This is a genomic window from Pseudomonas sp. LBUM1640, from assembly GCF_059716225.1.
This window is the reverse complement of sequence record NZ_CP166816.1, coordinates 6,546,436-6,561,352: the sequence shown is the minus strand read 5'-3', so window position 1 is coordinate 6,561,352 and position 14,917 is coordinate 6,546,436. Positions and strand designations below refer to the sequence as shown.

General features: G+C 59.8%; 16 protein-coding genes. 9 read left to right on the top strand and 7 right to left on the bottom strand.

The window, feature by feature from the left end:
• Nucleotides 1–92: 92 nt before the first annotated feature.
• Together ACA065_RS29250 and ACA065_RS29245 are read left to right on the top strand one after the other, a co-directional pair.
• Complete coding sequence (locus ACA065_RS29250; protein WP_497692571.1) at nucleotides 93–1,199, top strand: GNAT family N-acetyltransferase; 1,107 nt, start codon at nucleotides 93–95, stop codon at nucleotides 1,197–1,199.
• Entirely contained in the window at nucleotides 1,196–2,074 is an 879-nt protein-coding gene (locus ACA065_RS29245; protein ID WP_497692570.1) for a hypothetical protein, read from the top strand. Before ACA065_RS29250 ends, ACA065_RS29245 begins: the two co-directional genes overlap by 4 nt.
• Here ACA065_RS29245 and ACA065_RS29240 read toward each other — a convergent pair.
• From ACA065_RS29240 to ACA065_RS29225, 4 genes are all read right to left on the bottom strand, one after another.
• Nucleotides 2,052–3,275 (bottom strand): DegT/DnrJ/EryC1/StrS family aminotransferase, encoded by a 1,224-nt coding sequence (locus ACA065_RS29240; protein ID WP_497692569.1) that lies wholly within the window; start codon nucleotides 3,273–3,275, stop codon nucleotides 2,052–2,054. The genes ACA065_RS29245 and ACA065_RS29240 overlap by 23 nt on opposite strands.
• Nucleotides 3,272–3,685 (bottom strand): DMT family transporter, encoded by a 414-nt coding sequence (locus tag ACA065_RS29235; protein ID WP_497692568.1) that lies wholly within the window; start codon nucleotides 3,683–3,685, stop codon nucleotides 3,272–3,274. The genes ACA065_RS29240 and ACA065_RS29235 overlap by 4 nt, the downstream gene beginning before the upstream one ends.
• Nucleotides 3,685–4,041, bottom strand: coding sequence for an EamA family transporter (locus tag ACA065_RS29230; protein ID WP_497692567.1), 357 nt, complete (start codon nucleotides 4,039–4,041; stop codon nucleotides 3,685–3,687). The genes ACA065_RS29235 and ACA065_RS29230 overlap by 1 nt, the downstream gene beginning before the upstream one ends.
• Before the next feature lie 90 nt (nucleotides 4,042–4,131).
• Nucleotides 4,132–4,710: a DUF6436 domain-containing protein gene (locus ACA065_RS29225; protein WP_497692566.1), complete on the bottom strand. Its 579-nt coding sequence runs from the start codon at nucleotides 4,708–4,710 to the stop codon at nucleotides 4,132–4,134.
• Between the two features lie 99 nt (nucleotides 4,711–4,809).
• On the opposite strand from ACA065_RS29225, the gene bipL reads away from it, so the two are divergent.
• Nucleotides 4,810–5,751 (top strand): phospholipase BipL, encoded by a 942-nt coding sequence (gene bipL / locus ACA065_RS29220; protein WP_497692565.1) that lies wholly within the window; start codon nucleotides 4,810–4,812, stop codon nucleotides 5,749–5,751.
• 1,205 nt (nucleotides 5,752–6,956) lie between these two features.
• Here the strand turns inward: bipL and ACA065_RS29215 are convergent.
• Nucleotides 6,957–7,709 (bottom strand): DUF2059 domain-containing protein, encoded by a 753-nt coding sequence (locus tag ACA065_RS29215; RefSeq protein ID WP_497692564.1) that lies wholly within the window; start codon nucleotides 7,707–7,709, stop codon nucleotides 6,957–6,959.
• Nucleotides 7,710–7,840: 131 nt separating this feature from the next.
• On the opposite strand from ACA065_RS29215, the gene ACA065_RS29210 reads away from it, so the two are divergent.
• Entirely contained in the window at nucleotides 7,841–8,473 is a 633-nt protein-coding gene (locus ACA065_RS29210) for a 2OG-Fe(II) oxygenase (protein ID WP_497695436.1), read from the top strand.
• Nucleotides 8,474–8,475: 2 nt separating this feature from the next.
• Nucleotides 8,476–8,961: a 2-thiouracil desulfurase family protein gene (locus tag ACA065_RS29205; RefSeq protein WP_497692563.1), complete on the top strand. Its 486-nt coding sequence runs from the start codon at nucleotides 8,476–8,478 to the stop codon at nucleotides 8,959–8,961.
• A 19-nt stretch (nucleotides 8,962–8,980) separates the two neighbouring features.
• Here the strand turns inward: ACA065_RS29205 and ACA065_RS29200 are convergent, their stop codons facing one another.
• Nucleotides 8,981–9,454 (bottom strand): transporter substrate-binding domain-containing protein, encoded by a 474-nt coding sequence (locus ACA065_RS29200; RefSeq protein ID WP_497692562.1) that lies wholly within the window; start codon nucleotides 9,452–9,454, stop codon nucleotides 8,981–8,983.
• A gap of 133 nt (nucleotides 9,455–9,587) precedes the next feature.
• Here ACA065_RS29200 and ACA065_RS29195 point away from each other — a divergent pair, with 133 nt between their 5' ends.
• A complete protein-coding gene (locus ACA065_RS29195) occupies nucleotides 9,588–10,028 on the top strand; it encodes a DUF4399 domain-containing protein (protein ID WP_497692561.1) in 441 nt (146 codons plus the stop codon).
• A 67-nt stretch (nucleotides 10,029–10,095) separates the two neighbouring features.
• Here the strand turns inward: ACA065_RS29195 and serA are convergent, their stop codons facing one another.
• Nucleotides 10,096–11,325 (bottom strand): phosphoglycerate dehydrogenase, encoded by a 1,230-nt coding sequence (gene serA, locus ACA065_RS29190; protein ID WP_010167810.1) that lies wholly within the window; start codon nucleotides 11,323–11,325, stop codon nucleotides 10,096–10,098.
• A 225-nt stretch (nucleotides 11,326–11,550) separates the two neighbouring features.
• Here serA and ACA065_RS29185 point away from each other — a divergent pair, with 225 nt between their 5' ends.
• The 3 genes from ACA065_RS29185 to ACA065_RS29175 all read left to right on the top strand — a co-directional run bounded on the left by ACA065_RS29185 (nucleotide 11,551) and on the right by ACA065_RS29175 (nucleotide 14,799).
• The gene (locus tag ACA065_RS29185; RefSeq protein ID WP_497692560.1) at nucleotides 11,551–12,945 is read left to right on the top strand and encodes a D-2-hydroxyglutarate dehydrogenase; all 1,395 of its coding nucleotides are present in this window, start codon (nucleotides 11,551–11,553) and stop codon (nucleotides 12,943–12,945) included.
• 21 nt (nucleotides 12,946–12,966) lie between these two features.
• The gene (locus ACA065_RS29180) at nucleotides 12,967–13,632 is read left to right on the top strand and encodes a fumarylacetoacetate hydrolase family protein (RefSeq protein WP_497692559.1); all 666 of its coding nucleotides are present in this window, start codon (nucleotides 12,967–12,969) and stop codon (nucleotides 13,630–13,632) included.
• Nucleotides 13,633–13,875: 243 nt separating this feature from the next.
• On the top strand, nucleotides 13,876–14,799 hold the full coding sequence (locus ACA065_RS29175; protein WP_497692558.1) for an SdiA-regulated domain-containing protein: 924 nt from the start codon (nucleotides 13,876–13,878) through the stop codon (nucleotides 14,797–14,799).
• Nucleotides 14,800–14,917 lie beyond the last annotated feature (118 nt).

Below are 14,917 nucleotides of genomic sequence, written 5' to 3'. Positions count from 1 at the left end.
AAATGCTGATGTGCCTTGCCGACAGCCGAGGTTCAAGTGGAGAACACCCCATCGGGGCTATTATTTGACCTGTCATCTTTGAGCTTTTTGTCATGACCTGCGCCACGCAACCACTGCCGAACTCCAGTTGCCCCGAGGTTGCCTATGCGTGCTGCCTGGAAGCGCAATCGCTGATCGAGCGCTTTTTGCAGCACCCGCCGGTGGGTTTTGATGCGCGTTTGTCCGAGCAGGGCCTGCCGTACTTCTTCACACCCTTCGACCTGCTGACCACCGCCGACGATGCGTTCGAAACGCGTGTGCGTGGCTGGCCGGGGTATCGTTTCTGGCATTCGTGGCTGCGTATCGACAGCTGTTTTGTCGGCACCACGGTCAGTGAATACTCACCGTTCCCCCAAGGTGTGTCGCCGCAGGACCTCGCGCAGTGGCTGCAATATGAATGTGCGCCGCAGCGCAAACTCACCGTCATCAAAGACGTGCCGTGCAACTCGCCGCTGCTCAGCGACGCGGATAATCGCTACGCGCAAGACCTGATCGAGGACTGCACCCGGCGCGGCTTCATCAGCCTGGAAGGCCAGGCGTTGGCGTATGTACCGATCAACTTCACCACTGTCGACGAATACCTGGCGCGCTTGTCCCACAGCCGTCGGCGCAATATCCGACGCAAATTGCGCAGTCGCGAGGCGTTGCGCGTGGAAGTCCTGGAAACCGGTGATGTGCGTTTCAACGATGACGCCTGGCTGGCGCACTTGTACGCGCTGTACCGGGCCGTGTACGACCAGAGCGAAATCCATTTTGACCTGCTCACGCCTGAGTTTTTCAGCGGCTTGCTGACGGACGCCGCCAGCAACGGGCGCGTGTTCTGCTACTGGCACTGCGACGAATTGATCGGCTACAACCTGTGCTACGTGGAGGGCGACAAGCTGCTCGACAAGTACATCGGCCTGAATTACCCGCTGGCGCTGGAGTTCAACCTGTACTTCGTCAGTTGGTTTGTAAACCTGGAGTACGCGGTGGCCAACGGCCTGAAGTTTTACGTGGCCGGCTGGACCGACCCGCAGGTCAAGGCCAGCCTCGGCGCCGACTTTACCTTCACCCGCCATCTGGTCTGGTTGCGCAACCCGCTGCTGCGCAAACTGGGCAATCGATTCCGCCATCACTTTGAAAGCGATGCCCAGTGGCAACAGGAGCAGGCGTCATGAGCCAGGATCGACCACCGCTGATTCTGGATTTCGATGGCGCCGTCAGTGACATACCCGGCGCTATCATTTTGCCGTTGCAGGCCTGGCAGGAAAAAATCCGCTTTGGCTGCCGTTGGGCACAGTTCAAAGAGTTGGAAGCCGCCCTGCATGCACAGATGCCCAGCGACTACGGCTGTGTGTTTACCGGCAGCGGCGATTATCACCACCTCAGCCAGTTGCTGTTGAACCGGCTGCCGACGCAGCAGAAATTCCAGCTGATCATTTGTGACAACCACCCGGACAACATGCGCTACCCGTTCGGCATTCATTGCGGCTCGTGGGTCTATTGGGCCAGCCGCTTGCCGCAGGTCGAGCATGTGCATGTGCTGGGCATCGGCTCGCAGGATATCGGGCTGGGCCACGCTTGGGAGAATCACTGGTCGCCGCTGCTCAAGCGCAAGCTGACCTACTGGAACGTCAACGTCGACACACGCTGGATGAACTGGGTCGGCGCCGGGCGCAGCAATCGCGCGTTCAGCAACCCGGATGAGTTGATGCGCGCGTTCCTGGCGCAGTTTGACCGTTCGCTGCCGGTTTACCTGTCCATCGATAAAGACGTGTTGAGCCCCGAGGTGGTGAACACCAACTGGGACCAGGGTGAATTCCTTGAGCAGCACTTGACCGACCTGATCAGCGCCTGCCAGGGCCAGATCATCGGTGCGGACGTCACCGGCGATGTGTCGGCGTACCACTATGAAAGCAAGTTCAAGCGCTGGTTGAGTGCCTCCGATGGTCAGGAAGAACTGCCTGCGGCGCAGGTACAGATTTGGCAACGGCAGCAGAACGAACTGAACGGCCGCTTGGTGGCACGTATCAATCAGGGCTGGCGACGATAGCGTTGAGCTGGGCCAGTACTTGTTCGAAGAGGGCGTCCGTCAGCCAATGGCTGTTGCTGATCGACAGCGTGCGGCTGGCGAAGGCTTGGGCCTGGGTAATGTCGCTGCCTGGCTGCAACAGCGGGGCCACGGCCGGGTAGTCCGGCAAGGTGTGGATAAACAGGCGGGTCACGCCCAGCCCTGAGGTCCACAGCTGCGCCATCGCCGCATCACGCATCTGTGTAGACGGCATCATCACCATCAGAAAGGGCCAGGTGCCTTGCTGGCCCGGCCGGTCCATCACGACCGAAACGTCGGGCAAGGCATTCAAGCGTATGGCGCGGCGCAGTGCCCGGCTGCGGCCTTGTTGCAGATGGTCAGGCAAGCGAGCCAGTGCGGCGGCGCCGACCTTCTGGCGATAGCTGCCGAGGCGGTGCAACGGGATGTCGTTGATCGAAAAGTCGTCGCCCACGGCAGCCACTTCATCGCCCTGCGCCAGCGCCGCGCGCAACCCGTTGCCATACACGTAGTACAAACCGCGTGGCTGATAGGCCAGGGCGTAACCCCACAACTCGGCGCTGCGTTGCAGTTCCCAGCGCGGGCTGAAGGGCAAGTCTTGCCGGCATTGTTGGTGCAGTGCCTGATGCAACACCGGGTCGCGGCTGAACAGCACGCCGCCTTCGGCTGTCGTCAGGCCTTTGCCCAGCGCCATACTGAAAAAGCCCACATCGCCTTTGAGCCCGACGCTGTGGCCATCGTCGAGTGCGCCCATGGCTTGCGCGGCGTCTTCGATGACCGCCGCACCGACTGAGTCAGCAATACGTTTGGCGGTGTCGACATCTGCCACGCGCCCCGCCAAGTGGGTGACCACCACGGCCAGTGTGCTTTCATCGCACAACTGCTTGAGTTGTTGTTCGTCCAGATCAATGCCGCCCGGTTGCAAATCACAGGGCACCACCCGCAACGGCGGGCAGTAATGCGCAGCCAGTGCCACCAACGGGCAGGTGTAGGCAGGCACGATGAGCCGGGTGCGGCCGGGCATGCGCTGCTGCAAGGTGCGCAGCGCGATGATCAACGCCGCCGTGCCGGAGCAGGGCAGCGCCGGCAGTGGAATCGAGAATTGGCGGGCCAGCGAGTCGGCCAGGTTGCCCGAAAGGCCGAGTAAATCCCGCCAGCGCAAAGGGAGCCCTGCGGTTGGCGGAATTTCCCATCGGCGTGTCATGACACCGGGGCCTGCGCCGTCTCGACCTCGGCCTGTTTGCTCTCTTTGTCTTCGCTGCGCGCCAGGCACAGAATGCCCGCGATAATCAGCGCACCGCCGATGATTTTAGGCAGGGTCAAGGTGTCATCGAACAGCCAGACGGAGATCAGCGTCACACTGATCAGCTCCAAGTGAGAGGCTGCAAACGCCGGGCCCACCGGGGCGTACTTGAGCAACGTCATCCAGGTGAAGAAGGCGCCGATGTAGCCAACAAAGGCGCCGTAGATCCACGGTGCGCCGAACACACGAACCAGCCAGGCGGCGTCCATGGTCAGCGGCTCGGCGTGCACGGAGGCGAACTTGAAGCTGACCTGCGCCAAGGTGTCGAAAATGATCAGCGCCAGAAAACCCAGGATATAAAAGCGTTTCATCATTCAAACCCTACGACGGTCACACCACAGGCGATCAGCATGATGCCGATCAGGCGCCATTTGCTCAGGCTCTCTTTGAACAGGAACCGCCCGGCAATCATGATCACGACAATATTGATCGAGCCCAGCATCACCCCCACCGACAGCGGCACCAGGGTCAGGAACGCCAGCCACAACACGAATTCGAAGACGTAGCAGATCACACCCAGCCAGATCCACGGCCGCTTGAGCATGTGCTTCCAGTGGGCCATGCCATCATGCTCGGCGCTGGCCGAGGCGGCGGCTTTAAAAGCCAACTGGCCGCACGTATCAACGATAACGTTGAGCATCCAGAGGATGATGGTTAACTGGCTCATGTATTCCTACGCTTACAATCTCACTGAAAACGTACGATACAGCAGCCGATTGGTCGGGTGATTGGAGTTTGCCGGTTGAACAGGCTGTGTTCAGTTTGGTGCCTTGCTCCACTCGCAATAGCAGCCCACCGCCAGCGTATGGGTGGCATCGACTTCGCGCCCAGCCTTTAGGGCTTGCAGGATCGGTTCGATAAAACTGTTGCTGGCGTTACACGTGAGCCCTTCGCTGTACGGCCCGAAATACGCAAGTTTGCCCGTACGGTCCCAAATCCCGACAGCCGGGGTCGCCGGCACTTGGTCGGCCCCGAGCAGGGTATTGAGGGTTTTCATCTTGCGCAGGTTGTCGGGCAGTTGGCCGTGGCTGCCGGCCTTTTGCAGGGCATAAAACTCGACGCCTTGGGGCGCGTAGTGCTCGATCAGCTCGCCCAAGTGTTGCTGGTTGCCGACGTTGCACGGGCAGGCCGGGTCCCAGAAGTGCACCAGGCGGATCGGGCCAGGGCCTGAGAGTTCGGCGGGCAGGCGCAGGGCGTCGCCGGAGAACACGGCCGTGTGTTCGCTGAATGCGCGCAGGTAGCGGCCCTGGAACCAGTCATACGCCGCCCACAGCACACCAGCGCAGATGACCAGGATCAGGCTGGCGAGCAAGGCGGAACGGTAGGGCTGTCGCATTCAGATCAATCCTCGAAGGTCGCGTAGCTTGCCATGCTTGCCCTGACAGATGAATATCACAGCTCGATATTCATCTTCACCGCAAGTCTGGAACCCTTTATGCCTGTCAGCTTTGACCCCGATCATCTGCGCGAAAGTTTGCGGCCACTTGTGGATGCGCAACCGCTCAGCGCCGAAGCGCGGGTCTACCAGCGTTTCTACGGGCTGGACCTGGCCGCACGCAAAGTACCCGCAACGAGCCGTCTGGGGCGTTTCGACGTGGATGGCTTCCAAGTGGTGGCCCAGGTGTGGTGGCCGCCAATGCCGGTGGCGACGATGTTCATGTTCCACGGTTTCTACGACCACATGGGCCTGTACCGCAACGTGGTGGACTGGGCGCTGGACCAGAACTTCGTAGTGATTGCCTGCGATTTGCCGGGCCATGGCCTGTCCAGCGGCGCGCGTGCCAGCATTGACGATTTTGCGGCGTATCAGCACGTGGTGCAGGCGCTGTTTGCGCAGGCCAAGGCGCTGCAGCTGCCGCAGCCCTGGCACCTGTTCGGGCAAAGCACCGGCGGCGCGGTGGTGGTGGACCATTTGCTCAATCACGGCGCCGACAGCCCGGCCCAGGGCAAGACCTTCCTGTTGTCGCCCTTGGTGCGCCCGCGTGCGTGGGGGTGGTCTCAGGTCAGCTATTACTTGCTGCGGCCCTTCGTCAAAGGCATCGCCCGGCGGTTCAGCGAGAACACCAACGACCCCACGTTCAAGCCGTTCCTGGAAGCCGATCCTTTGCAGCCGCGACAACTGCCTACGGCCTGGGTAGGTGCGCTGGCGGGTTGGATCAAGCGCATCGAAGCCGCACCGCGCAGCCCACGGCGGCCGCTGATTGTGCAGGGTGAGGAAGATATGACGGTGGACTGGCAGCACAACTTGCAGGTGCTGCGGGGCAAGTTTGATCAGCCTGAAGTGTTGATGATCCCGCGTGGCAGGCATCACTTGGCCAATGAGATTCCCGAGATTCGCCAGCAATATTTCAGCTTTCTCACGGACCATCTGAAGTAACACAATCCAAATGTGGCTGGCTTGCCTGCGATAGCGGTGTTGACTGACACGCCGCGATCGCAGCATAGGTATCTACGCAACTTTTTGTGTTGCGCTGGGGCTGTGGCGCGTTTAGGTAGATTGAGTACATATCCGTTGCTGCGGTAACGGCTTCGTATGGTTCCGCTCTTACAGCGGGTCACTTTTGGCAAACGCCCCAAAAGTAACCAAAAGGTCTTTGCCCCACCACTCGGTGCCTCGCTAAGGCTCGGCATGCCCGCACTCCGGCCCGTTTCCGCGGGTCGCCGCGATGGGCCATCCCTGGCCCAGCGCGGCTAAACCGGCATCCCTGCCGGTTTACCCGCTCCACCGTGCCTACGTGCGGCCATCGTGGTTAACGGGGCCTGTCAGATCAAGATCAAAATCTACAGCACGGCGGCCTAGTAGCCGACCTGAGTGGTTGAAGCAAAAGCAGGGCAACAGCACAGCAAGAACAGATCAAAAGCAGAACTGCTTTTCTGTGGGAGCTGGCTTGCCTGCGATGCAGACACCTCGGTACATCAGTAAGACACAGTCGATGCCATCGCAGGCAAGCCAGCTCCCACATTGACCGAGTACACACACATCTACCTGATGTACTGAGCTCCAAATGTGGGAGCGGGCTTGCTCGCGAATGCGGTGAGCCAGTTACAAATAAGCTGACTGACACACCGCATTCGCGAGCAAGCCCGCTCCCACAATTAGACCGAGAACAGCTTCAGTAAACAGGTCGGCTGCCAGGCCGCCTTGGCTTTGCTTTTGATTCAACCACTCAGGTCGGCTACTAGGCCGCCTTGCTGTAGATCTTGATCTTGATCTTGATCTTGATCTTAGGCGCCCCGTTAAACCACGCTGGCCGAACGCAGGCTTTGGAGCGGGGGTAAACCGGCAGGACGCCGGTTTAGCCGCGCTGGGCCAAGGATGGCCCATCGCGGCGGCCCCCGCTCCAAAGCCTGCGTGAGGGCACACCGAGCCGGAGGCGAGGTGCCGAGTGGTGGGGCAAGAGCCCTTTTGGTTACTTTTGGGGCTCTTTTCCAAAAGTGACCCGCCGTAAGGGCGGAACCAATATCAGCCAATACCGCAGCAACGGATATGTACCCAGCGGCCCCGTGACAACCACAGCACTCAACCCGAAAAAAGTTGTGTAGATACCTATGCCCATCGCAGGCAACCCAGCTCCCACAATTCTACTGCGCCAGGCTGGAAGTGCTCTGGCCGACGGCAAGACCTGCGCGAATGGCTGCAAGCGCCGCCTTGTAATACGCCCGACCCTCCGGCGACTCTGCAAACGTGGCGAATTCTTCCAATTCCGGATCAGACAAATCCCGATAGACGTACAGCAACGTATTGTTCAGGTCATTGCCGATCTGCTGCATCAACCGCTCACGCTGGCCATTCAACATGCCTTGAGCCTGACCGCCGCCCAACAGGCCGGGAATCATTTGGCTCAAGCTATCGGCGGCTACACCGGCAATCGCCAGGCTGACTTCCGCACCGGCTTCACGCGCAGGCAGTGCCTGGGCCAGGTGGCCGATGATCAGGCTGCGGGTGGCGTCGGCTTCGATGTGCGGCAGGCCCTTTGAATTTTTTGCAAGCTGATCACGGCGCGTGGCCAGCAACTCGGCGGCGACAATCTTGCGGCCCAGCGGCGATTGGAAAAACGCCAGGGCGGGTTTCGGGTCCGCCAGGTTCTTGCGCAACTGCGCTTCGGCACGCTGGTCCACCGCCTGGTCGGCAAAGCGTTTATTGCTGTTGTCCACCAGCGCCTGGTACACCGCCGGCGGCAGGCTATTGCGGTAGCGTTGCTGGGCGGCACTGAGGGCGTCATTGAAATGCGCACGTTGTTCGGCCCAGCCGGCGACCTTGTACAACTGGTCATGGCCGTCTGCCCAAGCGGGCAAAACGCAGAACATCAGCATGGAAAAAAACAAACGACGCATATGGACTCCTGTCAGTCGGCCACTATTGTCCGTGTCGGGCGTAGGATTTGTCGAGAAATCCTATCGGTCACCTGACTAAAGTGTATTCAGACGCTCGGCGGCTCTGTCGGATTCACAGGCGTATGGATACTATGCGCGCCATGCAAATACCCCTCGATCATCCTCTGCTGCAACGCATTGTCGACGACCTGGCCGAAAAAGGTTGGTCGCAGCAGAACGGCTTCCTGCCCCAGGCTCTGACCCTGGAACTGGCGGCTGAGTGCCGTAAACGTGCGGCCGAGGGGGAATTGGCACCTGCTGCTGTAGGGCGCGGCCCGGCCCAGGAGATTCGCGAGGGCATTCGCGGTGACCATATCCAGTGGCTGGAAGAAGGCGATGCGGCCGTCTGCGAGACCTACATGGGCGTGATGGACAGCCTGCGCCAAGCGATGAATCGTGGCCTGTTCCTGGGCCTGGAAGATTTTGAAAGCCACTTTGCGATGTACCCGCCGGGTGCGTTCTACCTCAAGCACCTGGACCGTTTTCGCGACGATGACCGGCGTATGGTCTCGGCGGTGGTCTACTTGAACGACGCGTGGCTGCCCGAGCATGGCGGCCAACTGCGCATGTACCTCAAAGGCGGCGTCGAATACGATGTGGTGCCCACCGGCGGTTGCCTGGTGGTGTTCCTGTCGGGTGAAGTGCCCCACGAAGTCCTGCCCGCCACGCGCGAACGCCTGTCCTTGACCGGCTGGTTTCGTCGGCGGGGTAACGAGCCGTTTTAAACATGGAAAAGATTCTGATCAGCCGCTGCCTGCTCGGGCACAAAGTGCGCTACGACGGCGGGGCCAGCGGCCCATTCGACCAGTTGGCGGCGTGGCAGGCTGAAGGCCGCGTGGTTGCGATCTGCCCGGAAGTGTCGGGTGGTTTGCCCACGCCGCGGCCGTCCGCTGAGATCCCGGGCGGGCAGGGCATTGATGTGTGGGAAGGCCGTGCCCAAGTGCTGACTGCCGAAGGTGAAGACTTCAGCGCCGCATTTATCGACGGCGCCCGCCAAGCCTTGGCGTTGGTGCAGCGCCATGACATCCGTATTGCCATTCTCAAGGCCAATAGCCCGTCCTGCGGCAACGTGCTGACCTATGACGGGACGTTTACCGGTGTGAAGGTGAGCGGCGAAGGCGTGACGGCGGCGTTGCTCAAGCGCCATGGGGTATTGGTGTTCAGTGAGCTGGAGTTGGCTGAAGCGGCACTGCATCTCTCACGCCTTGCATAGATCAAAAATGCGGGAGCATTTACTCGGGCTTAAACCACTTCTGCGTCAGCGCCTTCAGTCGGCCATCGGCCTTCACGTACTGCAACGCCTTGTCCAGGCTGCTTTTGAACGCCGGGTTGCCCTTTTGGAATGGGATCGCCAGCTCAGGTGTTTCCTTATAAGGCTCACTGAAATCGAAACGATCCTGCAGCTCGGCAGTCATAGCGATATGGTTGATGGCCACGTCGTACTTGCCGGTTTCAACGCCAGGCAGCATGTCCGCGTCGTCGGTGGTGATAAACGAGGGGCGTACATCCATTTCCTTGGCCAATTGTTCACCCAGTTCCACTTCAAAACCGGTTAGCTTGTCACCGTCCTTGAAGTTGAACGGCGGTGTGTTGGCGTCCAGGGCGATGCGCAGTTCGCCGCGATCAAACACATCATCGATCAATTCGGCGTGAGCCAAAGGACTCAGAAGGGGTAGCAAAAGTACAAGGCCAGGCGGAAAGCGCATGGTCACTCCTAAAGAATTCGTAATGCGAGGCGCCATTCAGCATCGCTTTGCTAGGGTGTTGAGTGCCTTGGACAGCAATTTGTCGCGAAGTTGTGATAACCCAACAGATTTCCTGGAAAAACTGGAGAAGCGAATGAAAGCCCTATTGTCCCGTGCAACGATTGCCAGCCTGCTGCTGGGTGCCTCGATGTTGGCTACCGCCGCTGACGGTATCCCGCGCAGCGCGCCACCTGAAGGCGCCAAAGTTTTTATCGTGTCGCCAAAAGACGGCGCCACCGTCGATAAAACCTTCACTGTCAAATTCGGCATGGAAGGCCTCAAACTGGCCCCGGCCACCAGCCAGGACCCAGGCACTGGTCACCACCACCTGCTGATCGACCAGAAAGCGCTGCCTGACGCCAGCGTGCCGATCCCGGCCACTGACACCGTGATCCACTACGGTAAGGCTCAGACCGAAACCGAACTGACCCTCACCCCAGGCAAGCACACTTTGCAACTGGTCGCCGGCGACAAACTGCACATGCAGTTCAACCCGACTGTAGCCTCAAAAGTCATCACGGTTAACGTCAAGTAAGATTTGTTCAGACAAAAAAATGGGAGACCTTTGCGGGTCTCCCATTTTTTATGCAGCGTTTAAAGCCTTAGAACAACACGCGGCTGCGAATCGTGCCGTTGATGTGCTGCAGCTTCTCTTGCGCCAGGTCCGAGTACTCGGCGTCGACGTCGATCACCACGTAGCCGACCTTCTCGTTGGTCTGCAGGAACTGACCGGAGATGTTGATGCCGTTTTCCGCGAAGACCTTGTTGATCTCCATCATCACGCCAGGGATGTTCTGGTGGATGTGCAGCAGACGGTGCTTGCCAGGGTGAGCCGGCAGGGCCACTTCCGGGAAGTTGACGGAAGACACCGACGTACCGTTGTCGCTGTACTTGACCAGCTTCTCCGACACTTCCAGGCCGATGTTGGCTTGGGCTTCAGCGGTGGAGCCGCCGATGTGCGGGGTCAGGATCACGTTGTCCAGGCCGCGCAGCGGGCTTTCGAAGATGTCGTCGTTAGAGCGTGGCTCTACCGGGAACACGTCGATAGCGGCGCCGATCAGGTGCTTGTCCTTGATCGCGTCAGCCAGGGCGTCCAGCTCAACCACCGTGCCGCGTGCAGCGTTGATCAGGATGCCGCCTTTCTTGATCGCGCGGATTTCCTTCTCGCCGATCATCCACTGGGTTTCGGCAGTTTCCGGCACGTGCAGGGTGACGATGTCGGACATGCCCAGCAGCTCGGTCAGGCTCGACACCTGAGTGGCGTTGCCCAATGGCAGCTTGGTCAGGGTGTCGTAGAAGAACACCTGCATCCCTAAGCCTTCGGCCAGCACCGACAACTGCGTGCCGATCGAGCCGTAACCGACGATACCCAGCTTCTTGCCGCGGATTTCGAAGGAGTTGGCCGCGCTTTTGATCCAGCCGCCACGGTGGCAGGAAGCGTTCTTCTCAGGGATGCCGCGCAGCAACAGGATCGCCTCGGCCAATACCAGCTCCGCAACGGAGCGGGTGTTGGAGTACGGTGCGTTGAACACCGCGATGCCGCGCTCGCGCGCAGCGTTGAGGTCGACCTGGTTGGTGCCGATGCAGAAACAGCCGACAGCCACGAGTTTCTTGGCGTGGTCGAAGATCTCTTCGGTCAGCTGAGTGCGGGAGCGAATGCCGATAAAGTGCGCGTCGGCGATCTTTTCCTTTAACTGGGCTTCCGGCAGAGAACTGGTGATGTACTCAATGCTGGAGTACCCAGCGGCTTTCAGTACGTCGACAGCCGATGGGTGGACGCCTTCCAGAAGAAGGAACTTGATCTTGCTCTTATCGAGAGAAGTCTTGCTCATCTGCGTAAACCTGTATCCCGGAGAAAAATGGCAGGGAATCGAGCAGTTAGTGCCTTGAATCAGTGCACAAGAGCTGACCCGGACGGCAGGAAAGCCGTCACCGCAGAACGCCCTTGGGCTCTGTCCTGCGGGGGCGGTATGCTAGCATACGTGCCCCGCTAAACACCCATTCCTGCGACGTGAAGCGTTCTCAGGATGACCATGAATTGTTCGAGAGTTCTGTCGATGACCCATCCTGCCCTGATTGATGAGCTGAAGACCCTGGTTGAGCCTGGCAAGGTCCTGACCGACGCTGACTCCCTTGAGGCTTACGGCAAGGACTGGACCAAGCACTTCGCACCTGCACCGTCCGCCATCGTCTTCCCGAAGACCACCGAACAGGTGCAGGCCATCGTCCGTTGGGCTAATGAACACAAGGTTGCGCTGGTGCCGTCCGGTGGCCGTACCGGCCTGTCGGCGGCTGCGGTGGCGGCCAATGGCGAAGTGGTTGTGTCGTTCGACTACATGAACCAGATCATCGAGGTGAACCTCACCGACCGTACCGCCGTGTGCCAGCCGGGCGTGGTCACCAAGCAATTGCAGAACGTTGCCGAAGAGAAGGGCTTGTACTACCCGGTGGACTTCGCGTCGTCGGGCTCGAGCCAGATTGGCGGCAATATCGGCACCAATGCCGGCGGGATCAAGGTGATTCGCTACGGCATGACCCGTAACTGGGTGGCCGGCATGAAAGTGGTCACCGGCAAAGGTGATGTGCTGGAACTCAACCGCGATCTGATCAAGAACGCCACCGGCTACGACATGCGCCAGCTGTTTATCGGCGCCGAAGGTACGTTGGGCTTTGTGGTCGAAGCCACCATGCGCCTGGACCGGGCGCCGAAAAACCTCACCGCCATGGTGCTCGGCACCACTGATTTCGACTCGATCATGCCGGTGCTGCACGCGTTCCAGAGCAAGCTGGACCTGACCGCCTTCGAATTCTTCTCCGACAAAGCCCTGGCCAAAGTCATGGGCCGTGGCGACGTGCCAGCGCCGTTCGAAACCGACTGCCCGTTCTATGCGCTGCTGGAATTCGAAGCCACCACCGAAGAAGTCGCCAACCACGCCCTGGAAACCTTCGAGCACTGCGTCGAGCAGGGCTGGGTGCTGGACGGCGTGATGAGCCAGAGCGAAACCCAACTGCACAACCTGTGGAAACTGCGCGAGTACATTTCCGAGACCATCTCCCACTGGACACCGTACAAGAACGATATCTCGGTCACTGTCTCCAAAGTGCCGGCGTTTCTGAAGGAAATCGACGCGATCGTCGGCGAACACTACCCGGACTTCGAAATTGTCTGGTTCGGCCACATCGGCGACGGCAACCTGCACTTGAACATCCTCAAGCCGGAAAACCTGAGCAAGGACGAGTTCTTCGCCAAGTGCGCTACCGTGAACAAGTGGGTGTTCGAAACCGTTCAGAAGTACAACGGCTCAATCTCTGCCGAACACGGCGTGGGCATGACCAAGCGCGATTACCTGACTTACAGCCGCTCGCCGGTTGAAATCGAATACATGAAGGCAGTCAAAGCGGTGTTCGACCCGAACGGGATCATGAACCCTGGCAAGATCTTCGCTGTTTAACCGCCCTGAAGGAGTCGTTTCATGAGCTACCAGCACAAGTACGTCGACGGCACCAACATCCACTTCCCGCTGGGTAAAGTGGTGTGTATCGGGCGTAACTACGCCGAACATGCCAAGGAACTGGACAACCCGGTGCCCACCGAGCCGTTGCTGTTCATCAAGCCGGGCAGTTGCGTGGTCGCGCTGGAAGGCGGTTTCGCCATCCCTACCGAGCGCGGTTCGGTGCACTACGAAGCGGAAATCGCGGTATTGATCGGCAAGCCTTTGTCGACCAAACCCAGCCGTGAAGAAGTGCTGGACGCCATCTCCGGTTTCGCCCCGGCGCTGGACCTGACGTTGCGCGACAAGCAAGCCGAGCTGAAAGCCAAGGGCCTGCCGTGGGAAATCGCCAAGTCCTTCGACGGCGCAGCGGTGATTGCCCCGTTCGTGGTCGGCAGCACCTTCCCGGACGTGACCGACATCGGCATTCGCCTGACCATCAACGGCGAAGTGCGCCAGGATGGCAACAGCTCGCAAATGCTCAACCCGATCATCCCGATGATCCAGCACATGGCCGGCTGCTTCTCGCTGCAGGCTGGCGACGTGATTCTCACCGGCACACCAGCCGGCGTGGGGCCATTGAATGTGGGTGACGAGCTGGTGTTGGAATTGGGGGGCGGGAGCCGCTTCGAAAGCAGCGTTCGCTAGCATCAGCGCCGATCGTTCCCACGCTTTGCGTGGGAATGCAGCCCTGGACGCTCCGCGTCCGCCCTTGAGTTGGTGACGCGGAGCGTCACAAGAGGCATTCCCACGCGGAGCGTAGGAACGATCAGCTAGTACATCGGCTTTTGCATTTTTTTCACACACCATCCGGATAATCCTCAGCCTCCTGCGCGCGGGCCCGTTGATCCTGTGCTATCACCTAACGCTGACTTTCCGGAAAAGCGCTCAATGGCCGTGACTTTGCCCACCGCTACACCCAAGCCCCGTTCACGTGTTGCCTTGCGCTGGTATTCCTGGCTGTTCCTGGCCGGAGCGATTGTGTATGGCGTCGCCTGGCTCATGCATTGGGATGATCGTGGCGTGCTGTGGGTGGCGGAGCGCTTTGAGTCGCCGGCCGAGCAACAGGCCAGCGTCTGGCTGCCTGACTACCACGCGGTCATCGACGGCAAATTGCTGCCCGGCATGGAGAAGGACGAGGCTTCGGACCTGGCCTACAACCCGCAGACCAAAACCCTGTTTTCCGTCATGGGCAAAAACCCATTCCTGGTGGAGTTGAGCCTGCAGGGCGACGTGCTGCGCAAGATGCCACTTAATGGCTGGAACAACCCGGAAGGCCTGACGATGATGGAGAACGGCTGGATGGCCATTGTCGATGAGCGCATGCACACGCTCACCGTGGTGAAAGTCGACGCCGGCACCCAACAACTGAATATTGCTGACTTCAAGACCTACGACCTGGGCCCGTCCAAAGACCAGAATAAGGCTTTTGAAGGCATCACCTGGGACAAGCGCAACCAGCAGATCGTGCTCGGCGAAGAGCGTCCACCGGCGCTGTTCACCTGGAAAAGCGATGGCGCCACGCTGACGGGCGACAAGCAAAAAGTCGCCAGCACCGAGCTGGACATGCGCAACCTCTCGGCCCTGGCCGTCGACCCGCGCACCGGGCACTTGCTGGTGTTGTCGGCCGACTCCCATCTGTTGCTGGAGTTGGATGAAAAGGGCGAGCAAGTCAGCTTCATGACCCTGCTCGGCGGCTTCAACGGCCTCAAGCACACCATTCCGCGTGCTGAGGGCGTGACCATGGATGACAGCGGCACCTTGTACATGGTCAGTGAGCCGAACCTGTTTTACCGTTTCGAAAAGCAGAAATAACCCACGATTGCGTCGGGTATTTCTCCAATAGCGGCATTCGCCCGACATTCGGCAGCGTTTAAGTTTAAATTCAGACAGGCGTGATATTCATTCGCCACTTTTTGACTTCGAGCTGCCC